Below are 25293 nucleotides of genomic sequence, written 5' to 3' on the forward strand. Positions count from 1 at the left end.
ACCGGGTCTTCTGGCCTGTCGTGGCCGCGCGGACCGGAGGTATGCCTGGAGCGTCGGACTCGTGCCGCCGGCCGGGGGCACGAGCCACCCCGCCGCAGCGACGGGACGTGGGCGCACAGCGAGGCAATCCGATGGGGGAACCGAGATGTCGACACCGGACAAGCCCGTGGTCGTGGGGATCGACGGCTCCGACGACGCCACCCGCGCGGCCGGCTGGGCCGTGACCGAGGCGGACCGCCGCCAGGCGCCGCTGCTGCTCGTGATCGTCAACGACGACCCGGCCCGCACGTCCTACGCCGAGGGCGCGGTGCACCGGACCGCCGACAAGTGCCGGGCCATGGCGCCCCAGCTCTCGGTGGACGTGGAGCTGGCGAGCGGACGACCGGTCGAAGAGCTGCTCCGGTACAGCCGGCAGGCGCAGCTGGTGGTGCTCGGCGGACGTGGGCACGGCGGGTTCACGGACGCGCTCCTCGGCGGGGTGAGCTCCGCGGTGGCCACCCACGCCTCGTGCCCGGTCGTCGTGGTCCGCCGGGGCGTGCCGACGACCGCGGGCCCGGTGTTGGTCGGGGTCGACGGTTCCGACTCGAGCACCGCCGCGCTGCGCTTCGCGTTCGAGGAGGCCCAGCTCGCCGGTGCCCAGTTGCTGGTGGTGGAGGTGTGGCACGAGGGAGATCTGCTCGCCGGCCCGCTCCGCCGCGAGGAGAGCGACCGCGTGCAGGAGGACGTCGAGAGGTCGCTGGCCGACCAGGTTTCGGCCGTGCAGGAGCAGTTCCCGGACATCCGCACCAGGCTGCTGGCCCAGCGGGGCCACCCGGTGGCCGCGCTGACCGACGCGGGCCGGGACGCGCAGCTGCTCGTGGTCGGGCACCGCGGACGTGGCGAGTTCGGCGGGCTGTTCCTGGGGTCGGTCGCCGCCGGCGTCCTGCACCACGCGCCCTGCCCGGTCGCGGTCGTCCGCCACGCGGCGGCCCGCTCCAGCTGACGCCTGGGCCGGGTTCCCCCGATCATGACCGCGCCGAGCCACCATGGAGGAGAAGAGTCCACCTCGGAGCGTGATCATGAACGCGACGATCCCGCTGGGCCGCATCGCCGGAGTGCGCGTCGGGCTGCACTGGAGCGTGCTGGGCATCGTGGTGCTGATCACGGTGGGGCTCGCCGTGCACCAACTCCCCCAGACCTTCCCCGGCCGTTCCACCGCCGCGTACGTCACGAGCGGGGTCGCCGCTTCCCTGCTGCTGGTGTTCTCGCTCCTCGGCCACGAGCTCGCCCACGCCGCAGTGGCCCGCCGCAACGGCGTCGCGGTGGAGGGCATCACGCTCTGGTTGTTGGGCGGCATGGCCCGACTGCGCGGCGAAGCGAGCAACGCCGCCGCCGAGCTGCGCATCGCGGTGGTCGGCCCGCTGGTCAGCGCCCTCCTCGCCGGGGTGTTCGGCGTGCTTGCTTGGGGTGCGCACGCAGCCGGGGTGGACGAGCTCGTGCTGGCCGTGATCACGTACCTGGCGCTGATCAACGCCGTGCTGGCGGTCTTCAACCTCGTCCCGGCCGCGCCGCTGGACGGCGGTCGCGTGTTGCGAGCGGTGCTGTGGCGGTGGAGCGGCGACCGTTTCAAGTCCGCGACCTGGTCGGCCCGAGCCGGTCTCGGCCTCGGCTACCTGCTCATCATCGCCGGGATCGCGCAGCTGATCGGCCAGCGTGCCGGCGGGTGGTGGTGGATCCTGCTCGGTCTGTTCATCAGCAGCGTGGCCGCCGCCGAAGAGCAACGCGCCCGCCTCGGCACCGCACTGGCCGACGTGCGCGTCCGCGACGTGATGTCCCACCCGGTGGACACCGTGGCGGGGGCCGTGACCGTCGAGAAGTTCCTGCGGACCGCCGAACGTCCGCACGCGGGCTACCCCGTCGTCGACGGGCTCGGGCGGGTCGAGGGACTGGCCACCGTCCGGCGCATGCGAGCCGTACCCCAGCGATCGCGGGACAGCACCACCGTGCGGGAGATCGCGACACCGCTGGACGACACCGCAACAGCCACCCCCGGTGAACCTCTGTCCGCGGTCCTGCCCCGGCTGTCCAGCGAGAGCGGCGGCCGCGTCCTCGTCTTCGACGGGCGCGAGCTGGTCGGCATCCTCGCACCGTCGGACATCAGCGGCGCCGTGGCGGAGCGCGGTGGTCACGTCCACCGCCCCGAGGACGCGGGCCCGCCGCCGCGGAACTGGTGGTATCCCGGCCAGGACCAGCGCCGGTGAAGGCGGTTCCGGTCAGGTCGCGGAGCCGATGCGGAGGATCGCGGCGCCGCGCACGCGATCACCGGCGAGATCCGCGAGTGCGCGATCGGCTTCCTCGAAGAGGTACGGGGTGGTCGTGACCCGGAGGGGATGGCGGGCGGCGAAGCGGAAGAACTCCTGTCCGTCGCACCGGGTGTTGGCCGTGACGCTGCGGACGGTGCGCTCGTAGAACAGGTGACGCTGGTAGGTGAGCACCGGCACGTCGGTGAGGTGGATCCCGGCGATCGCGAGCGTGCCGCCCCGGTCCAGCGCTTCCAGCGCCACCGGCACGAGGTCCCCGACCGGCGCGAACAGCACCGCGGAGTCGAGCGGCTCAGGTGGGCGGTCCGCCGGGCCGCCCGCCGAGGCCGCGCCCAGCTCCAGGGCCAGCGAGCGCGCCGCCTCGGAGCGCGTGAGCACGTGCACCGTCACACCGGACGCCAGGGCGACCTGGGCGGTCAGGTGGGCGCTGGCGCCGAAGCCGTAGATGCCGAGGCGGCCGCCGTCGGGGACCTGGGCCCGCAGCCACGCCCGGTAGCCGATCAGCCCCGCGCACAGCAGCGGGGCGAGCTGCTCGTCCGCGTACCCCGGGGGCAGGCGGTAGGCGTACTGGGCCGGCACCGTGGTGTGCTCGGCGTAGCCCCCGTCGGCATCCCACCCGGTGTAGAGCGAGCGGGGGCAGAGGTTCTCGCGACCGCCGCGGCAGTACGTGCACCGGCCGCAGGTGCGCCGCAGCCACGCGATCCCGACACGGTCGCCGACCTCGAACTCCGTGACCTCGGTCCCCTTCTCCACCACTTCGCCGACGACCTCGTGGCCGGGCACCACGCCGGGCCGGTGCACGGGCAGATCACCTTCGGCCACGTGCAGGTCCGTCCTGCAGACCCCGCACACCAGCACGCGCACGAGCAGCTCGTCGGCTTCGGCTCGCGGCATCGGCCGGGATCGCAGCGACAGCGGTCCGCGTTCCAGCGGCCCCGGGTTCTCAACCGCCCACGCTCGCATCGTCTCCGTTGCACCCATGACTCCCAGGCCAGCGGAGCTCCCGCCTCGGCGGTAGGGACGAGCGACCTCGATCCGACAGGAGCGGCGCCACGGACCTTGGACCCTGGTGATCCAGGACTCCTTCAGCGACGGTCGCAGCATCTCGTCCGACTGCGTGCCCGACCAGGAGGTGGCCGTGCTCAAGGTTTCCACGGCACTCGGTCTGACGGCCGCCGAGATCGAGCACGTCATCGAGCTCGCTGGGCTGGCTCCGTCGCTGCACAACTCGCAACCCTGGCGGTTCCGGGTCCTGCCGCACGTGATCGAACTGCACTACGACCCGTCCCACCGGCTGCCGGCCACGGACCCGTCGGAACGCGAGCTGCGCCTGGCCTGCGGCGCCGCGTTGTTCAACCTGCGGCTCGCGCTGGAAGGCGCCGGCGTCCGGCCGGTCGTGACCCTGCTCCCCCACCTGGCTGAGCCGACCGTGCTGGCGGAGATCCGCAGCGGTGGCCGCGCCGAGCCCCGCCCGGAGAGGCTTCGCCTGCGCGACGCGATCCCGAAGCGGCACAGCCACCGCGCCCCCTTCCGCGACATCCCGGTCCCGGCCGCGGACCGCAACCAAATGCTCCACGCCGCTCAAGCCGAGCAGTGCTGGCTGCACCTGATCACACCCGGTGAAGTCGGACCGCTGGAGGGCTTGGTCCACCGCGCGCACCGGGTGCAGGAGGCCTCTCCCCGGTTCCGCGCGGAGATGGCGGCGTGGACGGGACGGCCCGCCGACGTCTGGGAAGGCGTTCCCGCCTCCGCCGCAGGCCCCAAGCCGGGGCCGCAGGACCAGTGGGTGCACCGGGACTTCTCAGCCGGAACCGCCGCTCGCCCGGAAGGGCTCGAGTACGAGTCGCACCCGCTCCTGGCGGTGCTGTGCTCCCACCGCGAGGGGCAGGAGGCCGAGCTGCAAGCCGGGCAGGCGGCCCAGCACGTCTGGCTCACCGCCACCGACCGCGGCCTGTCAGCCTCGATGATCTCGGAGGTCATCGAGGTTCCCGACACGCGCGACGAACTGCGCCAGATGCTCGGCGGCACCCTGCACCCCCAAGCCCTGCTGCGCATCGGCTACGGAGGGGGCGCCGCGGTTCCCGCACCACGACGAGCCGTCGACGACCTCATCCTCGACGACGACACCTGAGGCCTCGGCTGCGCGCACGCGGGCGGACCACGGCTCGAGCATCGAGGTCGGGCACGTGCAGCCACGGGTTCGGACCCGCGCGTCCGCGCCCTGGCGTGATCGGGTCGCCGTCATGACCGGGCGTGGTGTGCGACCCGGGCAGATCCGCCGTGGTGAGGACATCCCCCCATCCAGGGCGGCGAGCGTGGTCCTGGGAGTCGGAACTCGCGCCACCATCGCCGAAGAGGAGCGTCATCGGCGCCGGTCGCGGACCAGGTCGACGATCCGGTCGGCCGCGGCTTCCGGGTCTTCGTGCTCCCAGACGCGGACCACCAGCCAGCCGGCGGCGGTCAGTTCGGCGTCGGTGTCGCGATCCCGCCGCACGACCCCGTCCAGCTTGCACCGCCACCACTCGCGGTTGTTCTTCGGGACGCGCCCGTGCTCCGGACACGAGTGCCAGAAGCCGCCGTCCACGAACACCGCGATCCTGGCCCCGCTGAGCAGGACGTCCACGCGCCGACGCCTGTTCGTACCGGGCGGTGTCGCGTCCACCATGTAGCGCAACCCGCGCCGGTGCAACGCCCGGCGCAGCCGCAGCTCCGGTCGGGTGTCCCGGCGCCCCGTCCTGCGCATGAGCTCGGCGGTTGAGGGCGAACTCGCTCGAGGTGCAGGACCTGGGTCGACGAACTCGTACACCTCCCCTCCCCCCACCCGGTTTCGAGGCCGCCTCAGGAGCGGTACCGGCCGACTCCCAGCGCAGTGTCCTCCGTCCTCGGAGATCCCGCGATCACGACTCGCCGGGGCGGAAGGAGGGGCGCCGGGTCCGCGAACAGCGACCCGGTCCAGCCTCTGCTCACCCGGATGCCCCGGCGTTCCGGGTGGCCCAGGCGTGGAAGGCTTCGGCGGAGGTGTGGGTCGGGGTGTACCCGAAGACCTCCTTGAGGCGCCGGTTGTCCAGCACGGGGCGGTGTTGCAGGAAGCGCGTCTGCTCGGGGCCGTAGGCGGTCAGGCCCAGGCGCTTGCCGATCGCCAGTGCTGCGCGCAGCAGTGGTTCCGGGATCGTGAGGACCGGTTTGCCGAGCCGGGTGGCGATCTCGTCGACGGTGAGGGCGCCGTCGCCGGCGACGTTGAACGTCCCGGTCGCCGGGCCGGTCACCGCGCGCTGGATGATGGCGACCACGTCGGTGTCCCAGATGAACACGAACGGGCTTTCGGCGCCCTTGATCTTGAGCAGGCGCGGGCGCTGGAACAACGCGGTGATCTGGTTGTCGACGTCGGCGCCGAGGATCGTGCCGCTCCGCAGCACCACCTGCTCCAGCTCGGGGTGGGTCTCCCGCAGTTCGGCGAGCATCGCCTCGACCAGTCCCTTGTGGTGGCTGTAGGCGAATTCCGGGTTGCCGCGCACCGGCTGGTCCTCGCTGATCCAGGACGGGTTGTCGGGGTGGTAGCCGTAGGCGGCGCCGCTGGAGGACACCACGACCCGCCGCACGCCGTGCTCCAGGCAGGCGTCGAAGACGTGCCGCGATCCGGTGACGTCGACGGCGTGCTCGCGCTCACGACTGGAGTTCCGGCCCGGTGTCACGACCGCTGCGAGGTGGACGACGACCTCGGGCCGGGCCGCGGCGATGGCCGACGAGACGACGGCGCGGTCGGTGACGTCCACGTGCACGTGCTCGACGCCGTCCACCGGCCGCGTCGGCTCCTGCAGGTCCGCGCTGACGACCTCGTGGCCGGCTGACGCCAAGCCGTGGACCACCGAGCGGCCGAGGAAGCCGTTCCCGCCTGTGACCAACACCTTCATGCCTTCTGCACCTCCGTGCGCGATCGCCACCACTGCGCCAACGCCAGTCCCGCGATGATGTCCCAGATGCCCCACCAGGCCGCGACCAGCGCCATGCCGCCCAGTCCGTCGAAGAAGGTGAACACCAGCAGCAGGCCGAGACCCGCGTTGCGGATGCCGACCTCGAAGGTCATCGCCTTGGTGCTCGCTGCGGGCAGCCTGCTCGCCCGCGCGACGAGGAACCCGATCAGCAGCGCCAGCGCGTCGTGCAGGAACACCGCGACCAGCACCACGCCGATGTGGGCGGTGAACACGTCCCAGTTGTTCACCAGCCCGACCGCGATGACCGCGCTGAGCGCGAGGAACGAAACCGGGCCGACGACGCGGTGCCCGGTGCGCGCCGTCCGCGGCCACAGCCTCGCGATGGTGGTGCCGAGGGCGAACGGGAGGAAGATGACGAACGCGATCTCCCCGAGCAGCGCGGCCACCGACACGTCGATGTCGCGGACCAGCGCGCCACCCGTGGGGTGCAAGGCGCCCCAGAACGCGAAGTTCAACGGCATCAGCACGACCGCCAGCACGTTGCCCACTGAGGTCATCGACACCGACAACGCGACGTCACCGCCGCTGCGGTGGGTGAGGATGTTGGAGACGTTGCCGGGAGGGCAGCAGGCCACCAGGACCATGCCCAGCGCGACCGACCCGCGGACGTCGAGCAGCACGGTGAGCGCGAAGGTCAGGGCGGGCAGCACGAGGAACTGCGCGACGACGCCGATCCCGATCGTCACCGGCCGGCGCAGCGCCGCGGCGAACGACGACAGCGGTGTGTCCAGCGCGATGCCGAACAGGATCGCGCCGATGACGATCTTGAGCGTGGTCAGCGAGCCGCCGTCGAAGGCGATCCGGACGCCGTCGACGTCGGTCACGGCCGCAGTCCGAGCGCGTCGATCTCGCGGCGCACGGCGCGGCGGTAGGCGTCCTTGTTGACGTAGTAGGCCATGCGCTCGACGCCGAGGTACCGGTAACCACCGGAGAGGTCGGGTCGTGGGCCTCGGGCGCGAGACTGCAGCGCGGCCGCCGCTGCCGGTCGTTCGGTGCGGGCGCGCAGGGACGAAGCGACGAGCTCGGCCTGCTCGTAGCGGCCCTGCCAACCGATGCCGGAGGCCTCGATCATGCCCAGCACGAACAGGTCCGGTTGGTCCGGGTTGAGGATGTTGAGGTAGAGGTCCGGTGCGGCGGGCGGGTTCCAGCGCAGCAACTGCCGGTCGATGAACGGGTAGTGCAACCGGTAGCCGGTGGCGAGCACGATCATGTCGTACTCGCGCCGAACGCCGTCGCGGAACACCACCGAGGAGCCGTCGAAGCGTTCGACGTCCGCGCGCACGCTCAGGTCGCCGTGCCCGAGGTGGTGCAGGACCAGCGAGTTGACGATCGGGTGCGACTCGTAGAGCTTGTGGTCGGGTTCGGGGAACCCGAACCGGGTCGGATCGCCGGTGAACAGGCGCAGGACCCGCGAGTCCAGCGCCTGCTTGATCTTGGCAGGCAGCGGCCTGCCCTGGTTGAGCGTGTCGGAAGGCTTGCCGAACAGGTACTTCGGCACGAAGTGGTAGCCGCGGCGCACCGAGATGTCCACGGCCGCCGCGTGGTGGACCGCGTCGACGGCGATGTCGCAGCCGGAGTTGCCCGCTCCGATGATCAGGACCCGCTTGCCCGCGAAGATCGTCGGGGACTTGTAGGCGCTGGTGTGCAGCAGCTCGCCGTCGAAGTGCCCCGGGAAGGTCGGGACGTGGGGCTCGGAGAGCGTGCCGTTGGCGAGGAGCACACCGGTGTGGTGCTGGGTCCGCTCCCCCTCCGGGCCCGAGGTGGTCACCTCGTAGCCGCCACCGTCCGCGGGTTGCACGCGGGTGACTTCGGTGCCGAAGCGGAATCCCGCCTCGAGGTCGAAGTGCTCGGCGAACGCGCGGAAGTAGGCGAGCAGTTCCCGGTGCGAGGGGTAGTCCGCCACCGCATCGTCCATCGGGAACTCGGTGAACTGCGTCGTGGTCTTCGAGGAGATCAGGTGGGCCGAGTCGTACACGGTGCTGCGCGGAGCTCGCGCGTCCCACAGGCCCCCCACGCCGTCGGCGAGTTCGTAGCCCTGCCACGGGATGCCGAAGCGTTGCAGGTTGCGGGCAGCGGCGAGACCAGAGGGGCCCGCCCCGATCACGGCGTAGGACACAAGGCGGACTGTAGCCCAGACAACGACCTGTCTCGTGTGTCGATCGTCTCTCCCCGACCACCTGGCCGAGGCGCAGGAGCCGATCTTTCGTCAGACCGAGCTTGGAAGGTTCCGGAGGGACCTGCCAGACGGACGAAGGACTTGGTCCGAACGGCAGCTGTCGTAGGAACCGTGCGTCCAGAGGCTCGGTCAGCCCGGAAGCAGGTGGGTCACCGGGCTCGACTGGAGCTCTCCACGCCGCTCGCCGTGACGGCGGCCGCTCCCGCCCGGAGGTCGCGCAGCCACGCCAACCACTCCGCGAGGCCGTCGCCGCGCGTGGCGGAGATCTGCTGGATCTCCAGGCGTGGGTTCACCGCCAGGGCGTCCGCGCGGAAGCGGGCCACGTCGAAGTCGACGTGCGGCAGCAGGTCGACCTTGTTGAGCAGGACGAGGTCCGCTGCGCGGAACATGTGCGGGTACTTCAGCGGTTTGTCCGCGCCCTCGGTGACCGAGGTGATCACCACCCTCGCCCGCTCTCCCAGGTCGAACAGCGCGGGGCAGACCAGGTTGCCGACGTTCTCGACGACCACCACGGAGTCCTCCGGCGGTTCGAGATTGCGCAGGCCGTCCGCGAGCATCTCCGCGTCCAGGTGACAACCGGCACCGGTGTTGATCTGCACGACCCGGCACCCGGTCGCCCGGATCCGGTCCGCGTCGAACAGCGTCTCCTGGTCGCCCTCGATCACCGAGATCGGCGGCGAGCCGGCGGCCTCGGCCAGGGTTCGTTCCAGCAGCGTGGTCTTGCCCGAGCCCGGTGAGCTCATGAGGTTGAGCGCCACGATCCCGGCTTCGGCAAGCCGGTCGCGGTTGCGCTGGGCCAGCGCGTCGTTCTTGGCCAGCACCCGCTGTTCCAGCGTCACGGTCCGGTCCGCGCCGTGGCCGTGGCCGTGCTCGTGCTCGTGCTCGTGGTGGTGTGCCGGCGCTGCGCCCACCTCCGGCCCGCTGATCCGGACCCCCGCGTCGCCGCACCCGCAGGTCGCACACATCTCACATCACCTCGACTGATCTGATCCGCAGCTCGGTCCCCGCGAGCAGTTCGACGTCGGCGTTGCCGCAGGGGCACAACGCCACCGGCCCGTTGATCTCGGTCTCGCTCCGGCACCGCGCGCACGCGATGCGCCCGCGCGGTTCGTCGATGTCGAGCCGGGCTCCCTGCACCGTCGTGCCCTCGGCGACCAGCTCGAAGCAGAAGCGCACCGAGTCGGCCACCACCCCGGAGAGCGCACCGATCTCCAGTTGGAGGCTCGCGATCCGCGTCGAACCCATCCGCTCGACGACCCCGCTCACGATGCTCTCGGTGATGGCCAGCTCGTGCACCCGACTCCCTCCTCGACGAGCGGCAGGACCGCCACCCCCACACCGGTTCACCGGGTGGGGCGCTCTTCCTCGGGCATGGCCTGCCCCATCAGCTCCAGCCCGGACAGGGCCTCGTCCGCCTGCGCCCGGTCGACCTTCTCCACGGCGAAACCGACGTGGATGAGCACCCAGTCACCGGGAGCGAGGCTCCCGGGCTCGAGCAGCCCGATGTTCACCCGCCGCCGGGCGCCGACGACGTCCACGATCGCGAGCTGGTCGTTGTCGGCGACCAGCTCCACGACCTCTCCGGGAATTCCCAGGCACATGCTCGTGACGCTCCCTCGACGCTGTCGTCACATCGTGCGGATCCGCTTGTACCGCTTGACGTCCGGCCACGACAGGACGCCGAGGTAGACGCCTCCGGCGACAGCCGCCAGCAAGAACACCGTCGTGGCGATCCCGAGCTTGCGCATCATTTCTCCTCACCGGCGCCCGCAGGCGCCAACTCGTGGTTCAACAGGGACGTGATGGTCGCGACGGCCGGTTCGAGCGCCGCCGCGACGGGTTCGGAGAGCCCGAGGGACTCCTCGGTGGACAGTGGTGTGCAGCCGACGACGTAGGTGCGGGGCAGTTCCCCGCCCATGGCCACGAGAGTGGCCAGCACCGACGTGGGGTTCATGCTGTGCGCGTCGAGCCCGTCGGCCTCCTCCACGTGCTCAGGCCCGACCTCCAGCACCCGCATCTCGCCGGGCGCACCGTCGGCCGGGAGGGCGTCGACGAGCACCAGGGCGTCGTACCCGTCCAGCAGTTCGTAGGCCAGGTGCAGTCCCCTGATCCCGTAGTCGATGACCCTGGCGTGCTCGGGCACCGGCCTCGCCGAGAGCAGACGGACGACCTCGGGGCCGAAACCATCGTCGCCGAGGAACATGTTGCCGATCCCGGCCACGAGCACCCGGGGCCTCATGCGACACCTCCGGGCTCGAGCGGTTCGATCTCCTCGGGTCCGAAGTAGAGGTAGCGCCCGTACCACTGGTGGAGGTCGCCGGCGGGGTCGTCGCGCAGCACCACCGCCACGTGGACCCGCCCGTCGACGTCGCGGTCGACCCTCGTCACCACAGCGACCTGGCCCGCGAGGAAGAGGTCCTGGGCGTCGGCCCGACGCGAGGGTCGCAACCGCACGTGACTGCCCGCTGCCACCGGGGTTCCGCCGACCAGCACGGAGTCCGTCTCAGGCCGCACGCTCGCATCCACGTCCGGGTCCCACCACGGCCGGTCCGCACCGTCGTGCCCGGGTGTCGACCACGTCGGGACCTCGCCGCCCGCGGGAACCTCGCGGGTGGTGCCGTGCAGCCGTCCGAGCTCGGTGTCGGGCAAGCTCTCGCAACGGTCCAGGAGCGCCCGGGCGCGGTCGTCGGTGGCGCGGACCTCGCGCTTCTCGTCCTCGGTCAGCGTCATGACCCGCAGCGTGAGCAGCTCGTCGATCTCGGTGGAGTCGAAGAGGTCACCGGGGCTCTCGGCGGCGACCTCGGGCCAGTCGTAGAGGATGATGGGCGCGGCGAGCACGACGTCCTGGTCCCCCTTCTCGCCGACGAGCACCGGCCAGCAGCGGTGGTTCGCGCACTGCGCCGCCGCCTCGGAGGCCCAGGCCGGCGGGTCGATCACCGACAGGAACCGGCCGTCCAGCACCGAGAGCACCACGTGCGCGCTGAGCAACGAGCGCTGCAACGCCTGGTCCCGGTGCGGTCGACCGGATTCCAGGGGGACCCACGGGTGCTGGTTCTCCAGCCGCAGGCCGACCGCCACGGCACCACCCACCCGCCGCGCGCTCACCCGCAGCACCGCGCTCAGCGGCAGGCGCTCGCGCACGACCTTCCCGACGAGCTCGCCGTGCTCGTCGCGGAGGAGCTCGGCCTCCGCGCCGCCCGGGACCTCCACCGGCAGGAGCCGCTCCACGCCGTCCAGCAGCTCCGGGATGTGCTGCGGGGCGAGGTCCACCTCCTGCTCCACCGCTTCGTCCCAGCTCAGCCAGGTCTGGGAGCCGCAGGTCAGCTCGTGCACCGGCGTGAGCCGGCGCGGTGTCGCCTCCCGGCGCCACACCGTGCGCGACTGCAGCTGCAGGAAGCGCACGCGGATGTCCACAGTGGTCTCACCGCCGAGCTCCAGCAGGCAGTCGGTGGACATCGCGGAGTCCTCGCCGCAGCCGGCCTCGCGGGCGCCGATCGGCCCGAGCACGCCGAACTGCCAGCGCACCTGGTTCTTCGCGGCCGAGGCCCGGTAGGGGTAGAGCAGGTAGCCCTCGTAGAGCACCGCGTCGGCGATCACCCGCGCCCGGTCGAGCAGGTCCGTGCTGGTCACGACCTCACCTCCGCCGCGTCCCGCGCTTCGTCGAGCAGTGCGGCGCACACCTCGTCCCAGCCGAGCAGACCACGCCGCTTCTTGAAGCGCCGCAGCTCGGCGATGGTCTCCTCCTGCAGCCGCAACCACCCGCTGCCCGGGAAGTGCCGGTGCACCAGTTCGTCCCAGACGGCGACGGGCATCCGGTGGTCGACGTCGTGCTCCCAGGAGATCTGCTCGACCGCGAAACCGGTGTCACCGCGGGTGAAGACCGTTCCGGCGAAGCTGAGGCAGAGCGGTACCTCGCCGTCCTCGAGGGCGTGCAGGTACTTCGACGCGGCGACCTCGTGGTCGTAGGTGACCGACATCGGCAGGTCGAACTCACGAGCACCCCGGAAGCCCTGCACCGTGGTCGAGCAACACCCCCATAGCAGGGGTTTCAGCGTGCGGCCCCACCGTTCGGGTTCGCCGAAGAGGTCGGTCACCCCCTCCTGTTCCGCCTCGGTGTAGCGCCGCCGCTGCGCGTCGATGCGCACCTGCGCGCGCACCGCCATCGCGTGCACGGTCTCGCCTGTGCTCTCGTCCACGCGCACCCGGAACTGCAGCACCGGCGACACGGCGTAGGGCTCCGGCCGGGCGTCGAGGACCGCGAAGGTCAGCCGAGTCATGAGGCCTCCTGTCCGGTGCGCACGGGGCGGCTGCGCGTGCGAAGGTCGTCGAAGAACCGCTGCAGCCGTTCCCGGACCTCCTGGCCGCCGTCGAAGCCGCGCCACTGCCGCCGCAGGTGCCCGACGAGCTCGTAGCAGGCGTCGATGGGGACCAGGAAGCAGTCGAAGGCGTCCTCCCCGGCCCCGACCGGCCCCTCGACGTTCCGGTCGGCGACCAGGACGGCCTCCACGTCGGGTTCCGCGTCGGCAAGACCGGGGTTGACGGCGACGACCTCCTCCCACCCGGCCACGGTCAGCTCGGACTCGGTGGCCCCGGCGGGGCTCGGGTAGAACGCCACCACCCGGCCCAGCCGCGAGTTGCGGAAGAAGAACGCCATGCCGACCGGGACCCCGAGCGCTTCCCACTGCGCCCTGGTCAGGGCGAATTCCGGGAACTGCTGGTAGCGCTCGGGAACCGCTCGGTACCGGCCGGCCGCGGCGCCCTCCGGGACGAACAGGAACGAGCACGGCCGGCAGGTGCACATCAGCTCGCGGCTGTCGAGGTCCACCACGTGCGGGTGGGACTGCTCGACGGGTTCCGCGCACATCTCGCAGCGCTCGCCGTCGCGGCGGCTGGGAGCGTTGCGCATCACCCGCTGCAGGGCGCCCACCGAGCCCGGGGGAACGCGCCGGCCCGTCATCCCGCCACCGCCGGTGCCGGTACCGCGATCTCCAGCACGCCGTCGTTCTCCAGCAGCGGCAGCGGGTCCAGGTGGCGGGTCCCTTCGTCCAGCCCGGCTCCGGCGGCCCGCACGTCGTAGTGCGACCGGCAGGTCGGGCAGATCAGGATCGCCGAGCCGGCTGGACCGCCGGGTGCCCGCTGCAGGCTCGCCCCGGCGACGCTGCCGCCGCACCCGGGGCAGGCGTCCCGGAAGGCGTAGCTGTGCCGGCCGACCCGGCAGACCACGACGTCCACATCGGACACCACCAGCGAGCGGATCTGCCCGGACTCCAGCGGACCGGCCTCGACCTGCTCCCACACCGCGTTTCCCGCGACTCGGCCGGCGCGAGCACGGTGCAGCAGGGACTCGGCCGGGATCACCGAAGCGTCCTCCGGCGAGTCGTCGCACTCGATGGACTCGATCTCCGGTGCGGCGGCCTCGATCGCCCCCTCCACGGCCAGCGTGAGCGTCACCGTCGAGGAGGGGCAGCCCTGGCAGGTGCCGAGCATCCGCAGCCGCACCACGGAGTCCTCGACACCGAGCAACCGGACGTCGCCACCGTGCGAGCCGAGGTAGGGACGCACCCGTTCCAGGGCCCGCTCGATCCGCGTCTCGACGTCGTGCGGGTGCAGGCCGTGCAAAAGCAGCAGGCTCGACACCAGCTCGTCGTCGGCGAACCGCTCCAGCAGGTCGCCGCTGAGCAGCCCCGCCTCGTCGGTGATCTCCAGGACGCGTTCCAAACCTGCGCCGTGCAGCCGCGAGACCAGCCGGACCAGTTCCTCGGCGCGCTGCCGGGCCAACGGCCCGCTCGCGTCGAAGGACGCCAGCAGCTGGTCGATCCGCTCTCCCGAAACCTCGTTGCCGCTCATTCCTCCGGACTACCTCCGCTCGGCGAGTGCAACCGTTCCAGCGACTTCCCCTTGCCCAGGTACATGTGCACGCCGCAGGGCAAGCAGGGGTCGAAGCTGCGGACCGTGCGCATGATGTCGATGCCCTTGAAGTTCTCCCGGTTGTTCTCCTCGAACAGCGGCTGGTCCTGCACCGCGTCCTCGTAGGGGCCCGGGGTGCCGAAGCTGTCGCGCGGACTGGCGTTCCAGGGCGTCGGCGGGTACGGGTGGTAGTTGGCGATCTTGCCGTCCTGGATCACCATGTGGTGCGAGAGAACGCCGCGCACCGCTTCGGTGAAGCCGCAGCCGACCGCCTCGTCGGGCACCTCGAAGCGCTCCCAGGTCTTGGTGTTGCCGGCGTGGATCTCGGCCATCGCGCGTTCGGCGAAGTGCAACGCGCACGCGGCGGCGTAGGCCTGGAAGTAGGTCCGGGCGCGGTTGCGCTCCAGCGTGTTGCTCCACTTCGGGATCTTCCACTCGAGCTCGACCTCGGGCTTGAGCCCGGTCTTGGGCAGCCGGATCTTCACGCTCTGGCCGGTCGCCTTGACGTGGTCGGTCTCGACCTTGCCCGCCAGCGCGGTCGCCCACAGGCGGGCGAGCGGGCCGCCACCGGTGTCCAGCGGCAGGTGGTCCTTGCCGTCGTACCACCGCGGCGACATGACCCAGCTGTACTTGTCGTCGAGGTCGCGGCGCTGCGGGTGCGGGTTGGTGTGCTGGTTCCAGGGGTGGCGTTCGTCGACCGGGTTGCCCAGCGGGTCGCGTTCGACGAACTTGCCCTGACCCTTCCAGTCGTCGTAGTAGGAGCTGCCGAGCAGGATCCGGATGCCCAGGTTGATGTCGACCAGGTCGGTGGTGACCAGCCTGCCGTCCACCACGACTCCAGGGGTCACGAACATCTTGTTGCCCCAGGCGTTCATGTCCTTGTAGGAGAAGTTGCACACCTCGGGGTCTTGGAAGGCCCCCCAGCAGCCGAGCAGGATGCGCCGGTTGCCGACCTGCTCGTAGCCGGGCAGCGCCTCGTAGAAGAAGTCGAAGAGGTCGTCGTGCAGCGGCACCGCGCGCTTCATGAACTCCACGTAGCGCATCAGCCGGGTCGTGTAGTCGGTCATGAGCTGGACCGTGGCGACGGTGCCGACCCCGCCCGGGTACAACGTGGAGGGGTGCACGTGCCTGCCCTCCATGAGGCAGAACATCTCCCGGGTGCTGCGGCTGACCTGCAGCGCTTCGCGGTAGTACTCGCCGGAGAAGGGGTTGAGCGCGCGCATGATGTCGGCGATGGTCCGGTACCCGTGCTTGTCCGCGTTGGGAGCTCGGGTGTTCTCCGCCTTCTTGAGCACGCCCGGGTTGGTCTCGGAGACCATCTTCTCGCAGTAGTCGACCCCGACCAGGTTCTCCTGGAAGATGTTGTGGTCGAACATGTACTCGGCGGCCTCGCCGAGGTTGACGATCCACTCGCTGATGTTCGGGGGCTTGACCCCGTAGGCCATGTTCTGCGTGTAGCAGGAGCAGGTGGCGTGGTTGTCCCCGCAGATGCCGCAGATCCGGCTGGTGATGAAGTGCGCGTCGCGCGGGTCCTTGTCCTTCATGAAGATGCTGTACCCGCGGAAGATCGACGAAGTGCTCTTGCACTCGGCGACGGTCCGGTTCTCGAAGTCGATCTTGGTGTAGATCCCGAGGCTGCCGACGATGCGGGTGATCGGGTCCCAGTTCATGTCGACGAGCTGGGTCTTCTCCTTCTTCGTGGAAGGCTGCACTTTCGTGGCCATGTGGCTGTCCCCCTGCGGACGGGTGCGAATTCGGGCGGGTGCCCGGGCGCGGTGCCGGGCTGGGTGCCGGCTAGCGCTGCGATCCCTGGTAGCCGGTGGTGAGCTCGGCGGCGCGATGGCGCCACTTGGGTTCCTTGTCGAGCGTCTTGCCGGTGATCTTGCGCAGCGAGCGGACCGCGGCGCCGTAGGGACCGACCACGGTGGTGGACAGCTTCCCGCCGGGGGGTTCGTCCATGAACGGCATGAACTTGTCCGGGAACCCGGGCATGGTGCAACCGATGCAGATGCCGCCGACGTTGGGGCAACCGCCGATGCCGTCCATCCAGCCCCGCTTGGGCACGTTGCACTTGACGACCGGGCCCCAGCACCCGAGCTTGACGATGCACTTCTCCGAGCCGTACTCCTCGGCGAAGTCACCCTGCTCGTAGTAACCCGCGCGATCGCAACCCTCGTGCACGGTCCTGCCGAACAGCCAGGTCGGCCGCAGCGCCTCGTCCAGCGGGATCATCGGCGCCTGACCACTGGCCTGGTAGAGCAGGTAGGTGATCGTCTCGGCGAGGTTGTCGGGCTGGATCGGGCAGCCGGGCACGCACACGATCGGCAAGCCCGCCTTGGACTTCCAGTCCCAGCCCAGGTAGTCGGGGACACCCATGGCGCCGGTCGGGTTGCCCGCCATGGCGTGGATCCCGCCGTAGGTCGCGCAGGTTCCCGCGGCCAGCACGGCCAAGGCCTTGGGCGCGAGCCGGTCGATCCACTCGTTGGTCGTGATCGGCTGCTGGGTGGCCGGGTCGTTGCCGAACCCGCACCAGTACCCCTCGCCGCTGACCTCCTCGTTCGGGATCGAGCCCTCGACCACCAGCACGAAGGGCTCCAGCTCGCCGCGGTCGGCCTTGCGGAACCACTCGAGGAAGTCGTCGGCCCCGCCCTGCGGACCGCACTCGAAGTCGATCAGCGGCCAGTGCACCGCCACGTTCGGCAGTCCCGGCAGGGCGCCGAGCGCGATCTCCTCCACGCTCGGCTGGGTCGCGGCGGTCAGCGCGACGGAGTCGCCGTCGCAGCTGAGTCCTGCGTTGATCCACAGCACGTGGATCGGTGCTTGCTCAGGAGAAGTCTTCGCCCCTGCTGTCATCGTGCCACCACCTCCAGGTGTCTCGGACGGGCCGGGTGGGCCCGGGTTCCTCGGCGATCGGGTGGCACGTCGTGTCAGCGAGCTCCGCTCCGCGGCGGTGGCACGGGTGCTACCCCTCGGCGGTGGCCCGGCACGAGCTCACCGCTCCTCAACTGATCCGGCACGATCACCCCCTCTGCTGTCAGGAGCCCTCGAGGTCGGCGGACGGACGTTCGGTGCGCGCGGTCCGGTCCCGGGCGAGGGTCCGGTTGGTCAGCCGCAGCTGACGGTCGGTGCAGTCGCGCAGTGCGGCGAGCTGCCGGTCGTTGAGCCGGTCGCAGACCCAGTCCCAGTGCATCGAAACCTGGTCCCCGGGTTTGATGTCGCGCAGCAGCGAGCGTCCGCGGTCCGCCCAGCGCGGCCGTTCCTCCCGTTCCGGACCCCACGACAGCTGCCGGCCGTCCCACCTCAGCGGGCGGGAGCGCACGACGGCGCGGTCCCCTTCCACGGCCAGCACCCGGCCCCACCGGATGCGGCACTGGTCGAGCACCGACAGGGCGGGTTCGCCGTCACCGCGGCCGAGCATGCCGACCCACGGGTACACCTCGAAGACGTGGAAGCTGTGGTGCGGCAACGCCTCCGACGTCTCGAACCGTCCCGCGGGCAGTCCGGAGAACCGGGCTCCGACCTGGTCGGCGAAGCGGGCCCGCACCGTCGCGCCGAACCGGACCGGGTCGACCTGCTCCAGCAGCGGGCTGCCGATCCAGTACGCCTCGACGACGGCCGGATCCAGGGGATCCGTACCGGTACCGGCGGAGATCACCTCCAGGTAGGCCCACGCCCCGTCGAAATCTCGTGCGCGGCGGACCAATTCGCTCTCCGACACCACATCCTCCGCAGACGCGGAGGACAGCAGCTCCTCGGCGGAAGGCGGCCCGCAGTAGCCCAGCTCGTTGGGCGGGTAGGCGTAGCGCGCGAACATCGCAGGTCCGCTCTCCAGCTGGTGCACGGTCCTCCTTCCCCGACCCGACGGTCAGCAGATCCGGGGCAGCTGCTCGCCCAGCGGCAGGTCCACGACCCGGGTGGCGCCGAGGCCGGTCCGGGCCACCATCGTGCCCGGGTGTTCGGCCACGCACTCGCCGATCACCCGCGCCTCGGCACCGAGCTCGTGGCGGCGCATCGCCTCCAGGACCCTGTCGGCGTCGTCTGCGGGCACGATCGCGATCAGCTTGCCCTCGTTGGCCACCAACATCGGGTCCAGTCCCAGCAGTCCGCAGGCGTTGACCACCGAGTCCGGCACCGGCAACGACCGCTCGTCGATGCGGATGCCGACCTGGGCGGCGCGGGCGATCTCGTTGATCGAGGCCGCCAGTCCACCGCGGGTGGGGTCGCGCAGCACGTGGATGTCGGCGCCCGTCGCGAGCATCTCCGTGACGAGCCCGTTGAGCGGCGCGGTGTCGCTGCGCACCGCCGTGCCGAACTCGACGCCGTGCCGGCTGCTCATCACCGCGACCCCGTGCAACCCGAGTGGGCCGCTCACCAGCACCTTGTCGCCCACGCTCGCCCTCGACGGCCGGACGTCGACGCCATCGTCGACGATGCCGATCCCAGCGGTGTTGACGTAGATCCCGTCCCCGTGGCCGGAGTCGACGACCTTGGTGTCCCCTGTGACCAGCCGGACGCCCGCGCGCAGCGCCGCCTCCCCCATGGTCCTGGCGACCCTGCCGAGGTCCTCCATCGACGTGCCCTCCTCGATGATGAAGGCCGTCGACAGGAACTGGGGCCGTGCGCCGGACATCGCCACGTCGTTGACGGTGCCGTTGACCGCGAGGTCACCGACGTTGCCGCCGGGGAAGAACGTGGGCTTGACGACGTAGGAGTCAGTCGAGAACGCCACCCGGCAACCGGGCAGCGGCAGCACCGCGGCATCCCCGCCGTCCCCACCGTTGGCCTCGCCGTAACCGGCGAGGAACAGGTGCTCGACGAGCTCGGCGGACAGGGCTCCGCCGGCGCCGTGGCCCATGACGATGGTCGGCGAATCCCGCAACGGCAGCGGGCAGCTCCAGCCCGGGTCGATCGCGGTGGCCGCCACCTCGCGGGAGCCGGTGATCACGTTCTCACTCATGCGCAGCCGCTCCCACCAAGTCCAACCGGCGGTACTGGAAGTAGGCGGCGCAGGCGCCCTCCGAGGAGACCATCGTGGCCCCGAGCGGGTTGCGCGGCGTGCACTCGGCACCGAAGGCCGAGCACTCGTGCGGCTTGATCAAGCCCTGCAACACTTCACCGGAGCGGCAGATCGCCGATTCGTCGGTGCGGACGCCGTCGACGTCGAAGCGCCGCTCGGCGTCGAAGGCCACGTACTTGTCAGCGAGCCGCCAGCCGCTGCGCGGGATCACCCCGATCCCCCGCCACGTGCGGTCGGTCTCGGTGAACACGTCCCGCAGCACCTGCTGCGCAGCCGGGTTGCCTTCGGCGGGAACCGCGCGCGGGTAGGCGTTCTCGACCTCGTGCCGACCCTCTTCGAGCTGGATGACGGTGCGCCGGATGCCCTCGAGGATGTCCAGCGGTTCGAACCCGGTGACCACGATCGGCACGCCGTACTTCTCGGCCAGCGCGGGGTATTCGGCCGTGCCCATCACGCTGCACACGTGTCCGGCTCCGAGGAAGCCCTGCACGCGGCAGTGCGGCGACTCCATGATCCCGGTGATCGCCGGTGGCACCAGCACGTGCGAGACCAGCATCGAGAAGTTCCGCAGCCCCAGCCTGTTCGCTTGGTGGACGGTCATCGCGTTGGCCGGTGCGGTGGTCTCGAAGCCGATCCCGAAGAACACGACCTCGCGGTCGGGGTTCTCCTTGGCGATCTTGAGGGCGTCCAACGGCGAGTACACGACCCTCACGTCACCGCCGGCACTCTTGATCTGGAAGAGGTCGCGTTCGCTGCCGGGCACGCGCAGCATGTCGCCGAACGAGCAGAAGATCACGTCCGGGCGTTCGGCGATCACCAGCGCTCGGTCGATGGTCTCCAGCGGGGTCACGCACACCGGGCACCCGGGGCCGTGGATCATCTCCACGCTGTCCGGCAGCAGCTGGTCGATGCCGTGCCGGATGATCGAGTGCGTCTGACCGCCGCAGACCTCCATGATCGCCCACGGTCGGGTCGCCGTTTCGCGGATGCTGGTCAGCAACCGCTGCGCCAGCTCGGGATCGCTGAACTCGTCGAGGTACTTCATGCTCGGGGCTCCTGTTCCACACCGGGCTGCTCGACTCCGGCTTGCTTCGCCGCCTGCGCGAACCCGTCGCCGAACTCCTCCTCCAGCAGCCCGAGGTTCTCGAAGTTCGCTAGGGTCTCCAGCGCCGACTTCTCGTCCAACCGCTGGATCGCGAATCCCACGTGGACGATCACGTAGTCGTCGACCGCGACGCTGGGGAGGTACTCCAGGCACACGTCCTTGAGCACGCCTCCGAAATCGACTTCGGCCATCCGGGCTCCGTCTTCCGACCGGAGGCCGACGACGCGTCCGGGGACTGCCAAGCACATGGGCACGGTCTCCTTCCGTGGCCGGGTTCGCGTCCCGGCGCGCAGACCAGCGCGAGAACGGCTCGTCGCTGTCGTGGTGGGGGTTCGGTCAGGTGGGTCCACGGAGAAGTGGTCGTCATGCTCTGCGTCGCACCTAGGCCGTGTGTAGACCTGCTCCACACCGCCTGCAAGTCGAGCTCTCTACGTGAAAATCTCGCGCATACCGTAGTTCCCACAGCTCACAGCGCATGCGGACGAGATCATCCAGTCGCGCCCGGAAACACGGCTCTGGCTCATCCGGGGCACGCGGCGACGACCGCCTGGCCCAGGCACACCCCGCCGTCGTTGGTCGGGACCCGCGAGTGCGTGAGCACGCGAAAACCGCGATCTTCCAAGGCGGACACGGTGCGGTCGAGCAGCAGCAGGTTCTGGAAGACCCCTCCCGACAGGGCTACACCGGTGACACCGGTCCGATCCCCGAGCACCTGGCACCCGCGCACGATCACGTCCACCACCCCGTTGTGGAAGCGCGCAGCGATCCGCGACGGGTCGACCCCCGCTCGCAAGTCCTCGACGCAGGCGCGGACCAGGTCGACCCCGGCGACGACCAGCGGGTCGGAGTCGGAGATCCTGGCGCGGTAGGAGGCGGTTTCGGTGATGTCGGCACGTTGTTCGAGCTCGACCGCCGCCTGGCCCTCGTAGTTGATCGCATCGCGCGAGCCCAGCAGCGAGGCCACCGCGTCGAACAGCCGGCCCGCGCTGGAGGTCAGCGGCGAGTTGAGCCCGGCCCGCAGCAGGCTGCGCACACCGGCCCACTCGGACTCGTTGCGGCGCAGCACCTCCAGGTCGGCGGCCGAGATCTCAGCACTGGCGAGGTAGGAGGCCGCCATCCGCCACGGTTGCTTGATCGCCGCCGTGCCACCGGGCATCGGCACCACGCCCAGGTGACCCACGCGCCGGAAGCTCGAGACGTCGGCGAGCAGGAACTCACCTCCCCAGATCGTGCCGTCGGTGCCGTACCCGGTGCCGTCGAACGCCACGCCGATGACCGGGCCGCGTTCCCCGTTGTCCGCCAGGCAGGAGGCGATGTGCGCGTGGTGGTGCTGCACACCGACCCGTTCCACGCCGTCGAGTGCGCGCGCGTACTTCGTCGACAGGTACTCCGGGTGCAGGTCGTGCGCGACGACCTGCGGGGTGATGTCGAAGAGCTCGCGGAAGTGGTCGATCCCCGTGGTGAACGAGCGCAGCGTCTCGTAGTTCTCGAGATCGCCGATGTGGTGGGAGAGGAAGGCGTGCTTGCCCGCCGCGAGGCAGAAGGTGTTCTTCAGCTCTGCTCCGCACGCGAGCACCGGACGGCCGAAGCCGCCCGGCACGGTCACGGGTTCGGGGACGTACCCGCGCGAGCGGCGCTGCAGCTGCTCTCGCCCGCGGAACGGACGCACCACCGAGTCGTCGGTGCGGATGTGGATCTCCCTGTCGTGCACGAGGAAGGCGTCCGCGATGCCGCGCAGCCGGGTGAGCGCGTCGTCGTCCTGGTGGACGATCGGTTCGTCGGAGACGTTCGCGCTGGTGAGCACGATCGGAGCGGCGAGGTCGGCGAGCAGCAGGTGGTGCAGCGGGGTGTAGGGCAGCATGATGCCCAGCTGCCGGTTGCCGGGCGCCACCTCCGCCGCCACCGCGGCGTCAGGGTGCTTGGGCAGCAGGACGATCGGCCTGCGCCGGCCGAGCAGCAGCCGTTCTGCGAGTGCGTCGACCTGGCCGAGGCGGCGCGCTGCGTCCAGGTCGGGCACCATCACGGCGAACGGCTTGTCCTCCCGGTGCTTCCGCGCGCGCAGCGTCGCCGCCGCGGTGGGGTGGGCCGCGTCCACCGCCAAGTGGTAGCCACCCAGTCCTTTGATCGCGACGACCTGCCCGGCGCGCAGGCCGCTCACGACCGCCTGCACCGGATCTCCGGGGATGCGCCGACCGTGCGCGTCGTGCAGCCCCAAGCTCGGTCCGCAGTCCGGGCAGCACACCGGTTGGGCGTGGAAGCGGCGGTCCCGGGGGTCGTCGTACTCCCGCGCGCACGCGGGGCACATCGGGAACCCCGCCATGGTGGTGAGCGGTCGGTCGTAGGGGATCCCGCGCACGATCGTGAACCGCGGGCCGCAGTGGGTGCAGTTGACGAACGGGTACCGGTAGCGCCGGTCGGCCGGGTCGTGCAACTCGGCCAGGCAGTCCTCGCAGGTGGCGCTGTCGGCCGAGACCAGCGTGTTGGTCTGGCCGCCGGTCGGACTGGCGACGATGCGGAACTCGGCCTCGCCCACCGGCGCGATCTCCTCGGAGCGCACCGCGTCGACCACCGCGAGTGCCGGCGCCTCGGTCTGCAGGGAGTCCAGGAACTTCTCGATCGCCGATCGATCACCCTCGACCTCGACGAAGACGCCGTCCGAGTCGTTGCCGACGTGACCGCCGAGCCCGAGGCGCGTCGCGAGGCCGTGCGCGAACGGCCGGAAACCGACCCCCTGCACCACGCCTTCGACACGCACGGACACCCTGACCTGCTCACTCACCACGGACTCCCTCCTGCCACCACGATCGCGGTGCGCTCGGTGTCCATGGAACCGCAACCCGCGCCCCTCCACGACCGGGTCCTCTGTGGACATGCTGCGACGATCCCCCGTTGTGAAGCCGAGAATCCTTCACGCGAGCAGGAGGACCGCTCGGGCGTCGGGCAGATCCGAGCGGCAGCAGGAGGCTGTTCACCATCGCGGCGCACCGCCGCCGGCAGCGCCTCGTGGCGAGTCGCGCACACCAGGAGTGGTGCAGGTGGCCCCGGAGCCGCCCAGGTCCTGCTACCGGTACCCGAAGGCGTTCAGGAGCGCTTGTAGACCTTGCCGTCGAGGGTGCGCGGGCGGTCTGAGGGCGGCCAGACGTACGGCATGTCGTCGGGGACGCCGTCGAAGAACCGCCGGTAGTGCTCGGGGTGCTTCCGCACCAACGCGGACTGGTGGCTGCGGTGGAACAGCGGGTCGCCCCACCACGGCGGCAGCTCTCCGGCCTCCGCGAGCTCGTCCTGCGAACGCACCGCGGTCAGCCCGGTCGTCTCCAGCAGGTCTTCGCGGATGCTCACCTCGCAGGTGTCGGGCCTGCCGGTCACGGTCCAGGCACCGCACATCGCGAGGCCGTAGCAGGCCAACGCCTCTTCGTACCCCGCCCACATCGCCACCGCGGGGTGGTGCTGCCAGCCGTACCCCTCCCGGGTCAGCGCGCGCAGCACCTGCAGCGCTTCCACGCGCTGCTTGCCGAGCCGGCGATCATCGAGCACCGCGGCCGACTCGTCGAAGCTCGGGTACGGGAGGAACGTCTGCACCCCTCCCGGGTTCCCGCACGCCACCACGGGTAACCGCCCACCGAGGCACCGCCGGTGTCCGTGCGCTCACGTGGACCGGGCGCGGTCGGTCCACCGACGGCGTGCCGTCAGCGGCGGCCACCCCGGAGCGCCACCAGCGCGGCCAGCGCGGCCAGATCCGCGGTTGCGCCAGCAACGCCCGGATCGCGGGCGTCGGAGGCTCTCCCTGCCGCGATCCGACCGTCGGAGTCCACGGTCAACCTGTCGATCACGGGGAGGCGCAGTTCCCGGTCACCGAGGTGAGCGAGCAGCACCAAGTCCACCACGAGGACCTCCCCCTCGGTCCACCACCGACGGACCTCCCCGCGGAGGTCGGGCATCAGCTCGAACAGGCGTCCGTACTCGTCGGCGAGAGCCTCACGACCTCGTCGATCCGGGAGCAGCGGTTGGTGCAGTTCCACGTCCGGGCTGAGCAAGTCGTCCCAGGCATGAGCGTCCGGCTGTGCCCACCCCCGGGCGACTGCTCGACCACGCGCTCCGCTGCCGGGTCGACCACGGTCTTCCCTCTCACCTGCCCGCGCACGTCCCACAGGCGCAGGGAACACAGCGCCGAGCGCCACGTCAAGGTTGAACGCCCAGACCGGACGAACGCCGCGCCCCCGATCGCTGCGACCGGGGGCGCGGCGCACACCGCCACCACCCGAGGGCACGCCATCGCTGACGACATGTCGTCAGCCTGCCGAAACACCACCCTGACCTGCGCGAACACGCACCGCCACGAAGGCGAGGCGCGACGTGGAGGGAGCGAGGGGGCGTCAACCTCGCGTGAGGACGTCGCGAGCGCTTCTGAGCACGACTGCGCCGTGAGCAGCGCGGACTCGCCCGGCGTCTGGCGGGCGCCGCGTCTCGACCTGAGCAGCGGAGTCAACAAGGTGGACAAGCTGGGTGCGGACTTCTACTTCCGGACCACGGACGTGACCGGCGTCGTGACCCTGCCCGAGGCGTGATCCCGGTGTAGTGCAGAACGCGCTCGGTCGTGGTGGTCCTGCCCGCATCGATGTGGGCGTCGTGGCGGAGGCGGGGCGCGACCCCGGTTCCCGGGCCGCGCCCCGCCTGTCGAAGTCATCCTCCCACTGCTCGTCCCTCGTGGACGCTCGTCAGCGGTCTCGATGACGACGACGTCGTACCCCTGGTGCGGAGAGTCCAGCGAAGCTGCTCCTACGAGCGCACGCCCACCG

General features: G+C 70.9%; 27 protein-coding genes. 4 read left to right on the forward strand and 23 right to left on the reverse strand.

Going from position 1 to position 25293, the window contains the following annotated elements; all coding sequences use genetic code 11:
* The first annotated feature begins 145 nt into the window (after positions 1–145).
* Together EIL87_RS05895 and EIL87_RS05900 are read left to right on the forward strand one after the other, a co-directional pair.
* Positions 146–982, forward strand: a complete 837-nt coding sequence (locus EIL87_RS05895) for a universal stress protein (RefSeq protein ID WP_125089147.1) — start codon at positions 146–148, stop codon at positions 980–982.
* A 76-nt stretch (positions 983–1058) separates the two neighbouring features.
* Positions 1059–2240 carry a site-2 protease family protein gene (locus EIL87_RS05900; RefSeq protein ID WP_125089148.1) on the forward strand — a complete coding sequence of 394 codons (1182 nt, stop codon included), beginning with the start codon at positions 1059–1061 and terminating at the stop codon, positions 2238–2240.
* Between the two features lie 12 nt (positions 2241–2252).
* Here the strand turns inward: EIL87_RS05900 and EIL87_RS05905 are convergent, their stop codons facing one another.
* Positions 2253–3263: a zinc-binding alcohol dehydrogenase family protein gene (locus tag EIL87_RS05905; RefSeq protein ID WP_199740288.1), complete on the reverse strand. Its 1011-nt coding sequence runs from the start codon at positions 3261–3263 to the stop codon at positions 2253–2255.
* 106 nt (positions 3264–3369) lie between these two features.
* Here EIL87_RS05905 and EIL87_RS05910 point away from each other — a divergent pair, with 106 nt between their 5' ends.
* On the forward strand, positions 3370–4431 hold the full coding sequence (locus tag EIL87_RS05910; protein WP_233576057.1) for an Acg family FMN-binding oxidoreductase: 1062 nt from the start codon (positions 3370–3372) through the stop codon (positions 4429–4431).
* 231 nt (positions 4432–4662) lie between these two features.
* Here the strand turns inward: EIL87_RS05910 and EIL87_RS05915 are convergent, their stop codons facing one another.
* From EIL87_RS05915 to EIL87_RS06015, 22 genes are all read right to left on the reverse strand, one after another.
* Complete coding sequence (locus EIL87_RS05915) at positions 4663–5043, reverse strand: PDDEXK family nuclease (protein WP_125089150.1); 381 nt, start codon at positions 5041–5043, stop codon at positions 4663–4665.
* 220 nt (positions 5044–5263) lie between these two features.
* On the reverse strand, positions 5264–6211 hold the full coding sequence (locus EIL87_RS05920; RefSeq protein WP_125089151.1) for an SDR family oxidoreductase: 948 nt from the start codon (positions 6209–6211) through the stop codon (positions 5264–5266).
* Complete coding sequence (locus tag EIL87_RS05925; RefSeq protein ID WP_125089152.1) at positions 6208–7116, reverse strand: bile acid:sodium symporter family protein; 909 nt, start codon at positions 7114–7116, stop codon at positions 6208–6210. The genes EIL87_RS05920 and EIL87_RS05925 overlap by 4 nt, the downstream gene beginning before the upstream one ends.
* A complete protein-coding gene (locus EIL87_RS05930; RefSeq protein ID WP_199740280.1) occupies positions 7113–8408 on the reverse strand; it encodes a flavin-containing monooxygenase in 1296 nt (431 codons plus the stop codon). Before EIL87_RS05930 ends, EIL87_RS05925 begins: the two co-directional genes overlap by 4 nt.
* Positions 8409–8617: 209 nt before the next feature.
* Positions 8618–9433, reverse strand: a complete 816-nt coding sequence (gene hypB, locus EIL87_RS05935; RefSeq protein WP_125089153.1) for a hydrogenase nickel incorporation protein HypB — start codon at positions 9431–9433, stop codon at positions 8618–8620.
* A gap of 1 nt (position 9434) precedes the next feature.
* Entirely contained in the window at positions 9435–9764 is a 330-nt protein-coding gene (locus tag EIL87_RS05940; RefSeq protein WP_125089154.1) for a hydrogenase maturation nickel metallochaperone HypA/HybF, read from the reverse strand.
* Between the two features lie 47 nt (positions 9765–9811).
* Positions 9812–10069 carry a HypC/HybG/HupF family hydrogenase formation chaperone gene (locus EIL87_RS05945; RefSeq protein ID WP_125089155.1) on the reverse strand — a complete coding sequence of 86 codons (258 nt, stop codon included), beginning with the start codon at positions 10067–10069 and terminating at the stop codon, positions 9812–9814.
* Positions 10070–10096: 27 nt separating this feature from the next.
* Positions 10097–10216, reverse strand: a complete 120-nt coding sequence (locus EIL87_RS27910) for a DUF6893 family small protein (RefSeq protein WP_407690516.1) — start codon at positions 10214–10216, stop codon at positions 10097–10099.
* Complete coding sequence (locus EIL87_RS05950) at positions 10216–10707, reverse strand: hydrogenase maturation protease (protein ID WP_125089156.1); 492 nt, start codon at positions 10705–10707, stop codon at positions 10216–10218. The genes EIL87_RS27910 and EIL87_RS05950 overlap by 1 nt, the downstream gene beginning before the upstream one ends.
* On the reverse strand, positions 10704–12098 hold the full coding sequence (locus EIL87_RS05955) for a hypothetical protein (protein ID WP_125089157.1): 1395 nt from the start codon (positions 12096–12098) through the stop codon (positions 10704–10706). The genes EIL87_RS05950 and EIL87_RS05955 overlap by 4 nt, the downstream gene beginning before the upstream one ends.
* On the reverse strand, positions 12095–12745 hold the full coding sequence (locus tag EIL87_RS05960) for a DUF6084 family protein (protein WP_125089158.1): 651 nt from the start codon (positions 12743–12745) through the stop codon (positions 12095–12097). The genes EIL87_RS05955 and EIL87_RS05960 overlap by 4 nt, the downstream gene beginning before the upstream one ends.
* Entirely contained in the window at positions 12742–13425 is a 684-nt protein-coding gene (locus EIL87_RS05965) for a DUF5947 family protein (protein ID WP_233576058.1), read from the reverse strand. The genes EIL87_RS05960 and EIL87_RS05965 overlap by 4 nt, the downstream gene beginning before the upstream one ends.
* On the reverse strand, positions 13422–14315 hold the full coding sequence (locus EIL87_RS05970) for a NifU family protein (protein WP_125089159.1): 894 nt from the start codon (positions 14313–14315) through the stop codon (positions 13422–13424). Before EIL87_RS05970 ends, EIL87_RS05965 begins: the two co-directional genes overlap by 4 nt.
* Positions 14312–16099, reverse strand: a complete 1788-nt coding sequence (locus EIL87_RS05975; RefSeq protein ID WP_125089160.1) for a nickel-dependent hydrogenase large subunit — start codon at positions 16097–16099, stop codon at positions 14312–14314. The genes EIL87_RS05970 and EIL87_RS05975 overlap by 4 nt, the downstream gene beginning before the upstream one ends.
* Positions 16100–16169: 70 nt before the next feature.
* Positions 16170–17228: an NADH-quinone oxidoreductase subunit B family protein gene (locus tag EIL87_RS05980; protein ID WP_125089161.1), complete on the reverse strand. Its 1059-nt coding sequence runs from the start codon at positions 17226–17228 to the stop codon at positions 16170–16172.
* A 181-nt stretch (positions 17229–17409) separates the two neighbouring features.
* Positions 17410–18216, reverse strand: coding sequence for a DUF6390 family protein (locus EIL87_RS05985; RefSeq protein WP_199740281.1), 807 nt, complete (start codon positions 18214–18216; stop codon positions 17410–17412).
* A gap of 24 nt (positions 18217–18240) precedes the next feature.
* Entirely contained in the window at positions 18241–19332 is a 1092-nt protein-coding gene (hypE, locus tag EIL87_RS05990; RefSeq protein ID WP_125089162.1) for a hydrogenase expression/formation protein HypE, read from the reverse strand.
* Positions 19325–20437 carry a hydrogenase formation protein HypD gene (gene hypD / locus EIL87_RS05995; RefSeq protein ID WP_125089163.1) on the reverse strand — a complete coding sequence of 371 codons (1113 nt, stop codon included), beginning with the start codon at positions 20435–20437 and terminating at the stop codon, positions 19325–19327. Before hypD ends, hypE begins: the two co-directional genes overlap by 8 nt.
* Complete coding sequence (locus EIL87_RS06000) at positions 20434–20745, reverse strand: HypC/HybG/HupF family hydrogenase formation chaperone (protein WP_125089164.1); 312 nt, start codon at positions 20743–20745, stop codon at positions 20434–20436. The genes hypD and EIL87_RS06000 overlap by 4 nt, the downstream gene beginning before the upstream one ends.
* A gap of 272 nt (positions 20746–21017) precedes the next feature.
* Positions 21018–23276, reverse strand: coding sequence for a carbamoyltransferase HypF (gene hypF, locus EIL87_RS06005; protein ID WP_233576060.1), 2259 nt, complete (start codon positions 23274–23276; stop codon positions 21018–21020).
* 302 nt (positions 23277–23578) lie between these two features.
* On the reverse strand, positions 23579–24076 hold the full coding sequence (locus tag EIL87_RS06010) for an MSMEG_6728 family protein (RefSeq protein ID WP_125089166.1): 498 nt from the start codon (positions 24074–24076) through the stop codon (positions 23579–23581).
* Positions 24077–24183: 107 nt separating this feature from the next.
* The gene (locus EIL87_RS06015) at positions 24184–24765 is read right to left on the reverse strand and encodes a nuclear transport factor 2 family protein (protein ID WP_125089167.1); all 582 of its coding nucleotides are present in this window, start codon (positions 24763–24765) and stop codon (positions 24184–24186) included.
* A gap of 153 nt (positions 24766–24918) precedes the next feature.
* Here EIL87_RS06015 and EIL87_RS26750 point away from each other — a divergent pair, with 153 nt between their 5' ends.
* Positions 24919–25062: a hypothetical protein gene (locus EIL87_RS26750; protein WP_158628594.1), complete on the forward strand. Its 144-nt coding sequence runs from the start codon at positions 24919–24921 to the stop codon at positions 25060–25062.
* Positions 25063–25293 lie beyond the last annotated feature (231 nt).

Origin of the sequence: Saccharopolyspora rhizosphaerae (assembly GCF_003931915.1) — a bacterium.
Classification (GTDB): Bacteria; Actinomycetota; Actinomycetes; order Mycobacteriales; family Pseudonocardiaceae; genus Saccharopolyspora; species Saccharopolyspora rhizosphaerae.

Bases quoted from the DNA above. Each gene is read 5' to 3' on its own strand.
- EIL87_RS05915 (WP_125089150.1), bottom strand. From the start codon at position 5,043: ATGCGCAGGACGGGGCGCCGGGACACCCGACCGGAGCTGCGGCTGCGC.
- EIL87_RS06000 (WP_125089164.1), bottom strand. From the start codon at position 20,745: ATGTGCTTGGCAGTCCCCGGACGCGTCGTCGGCCTCCGGTCGGAAGAC.
- EIL87_RS05950 (WP_125089156.1), bottom strand. From the start codon at position 10,707: ATGAGGCCCCGGGTGCTCGTGGCCGGGATCGGCAACATGTTCCTCGGC.
- EIL87_RS05975 (WP_125089160.1), bottom strand. From the start codon at position 16,099: ATGGCCACGAAAGTGCAGCCTTCCACGAAGAAGGAGAAGACCCAGCTC.
- hypB (WP_125089153.1), bottom strand. From the start codon at position 9,433: ATGTGTGCGACCTGCGGGTGCGGCGACGCGGGGGTCCGGATCAGCGGG.
- EIL87_RS05970 (WP_125089159.1), bottom strand. From the start codon at position 14,315: ATGAGCGGCAACGAGGTTTCGGGAGAGCGGATCGACCAGCTGCTGGCG.
- hypE (WP_125089162.1), bottom strand. From the start codon at position 19,332: ATGAGTGAGAACGTGATCACCGGCTCCCGCGAGGTGGCGGCCACCGCG.
- EIL87_RS05945 (WP_125089155.1), bottom strand. From the start codon at position 10,069: ATGTGCCTGGGAATTCCCGGAGAGGTCGTGGAGCTGGTCGCCGACAAC.
- EIL87_RS05965 (WP_233576058.1), bottom strand. From the start codon at position 13,425: ATGACGGGCCGGCGCGTTCCCCCGGGCTCGGTGGGCGCCCTGCAGCGG.
- EIL87_RS05980 (WP_125089161.1), bottom strand. From the start codon at position 17,228: ATGACAGCAGGGGCGAAGACTTCTCCTGAGCAAGCACCGATCCACGTG.
- EIL87_RS05920 (WP_125089151.1), bottom strand. From the start codon at position 6,211: ATGAAGGTGTTGGTCACAGGCGGGAACGGCTTCCTCGGCCGCTCGGTG.
- EIL87_RS05960 (WP_125089158.1), bottom strand. From the start codon at position 12,745: ATGACTCGGCTGACCTTCGCGGTCCTCGACGCCCGGCCGGAGCCCTAC.
- hypD (WP_125089163.1), bottom strand. From the start codon at position 20,437: ATGAAGTACCTCGACGAGTTCAGCGATCCCGAGCTGGCGCAGCGGTTG.
- EIL87_RS27910 (WP_407690516.1), bottom strand. From the start codon at position 10,216: ATGCGCAAGCTCGGGATCGCCACGACGGTGTTCTTGCTGGCGGCTGTC.
- EIL87_RS05905 (WP_199740288.1), bottom strand. From the start codon at position 3,263: ATGCGAGCGTGGGCGGTTGAGAACCCGGGGCCGCTGGAACGCGGACCG.
- EIL87_RS05900 (WP_125089148.1), top strand. From the start codon at position 1,059: ATGAACGCGACGATCCCGCTGGGCCGCATCGCCGGAGTGCGCGTCGGG.
- EIL87_RS05895 (WP_125089147.1), top strand. From the start codon at position 146: ATGTCGACACCGGACAAGCCCGTGGTCGTGGGGATCGACGGCTCCGAC.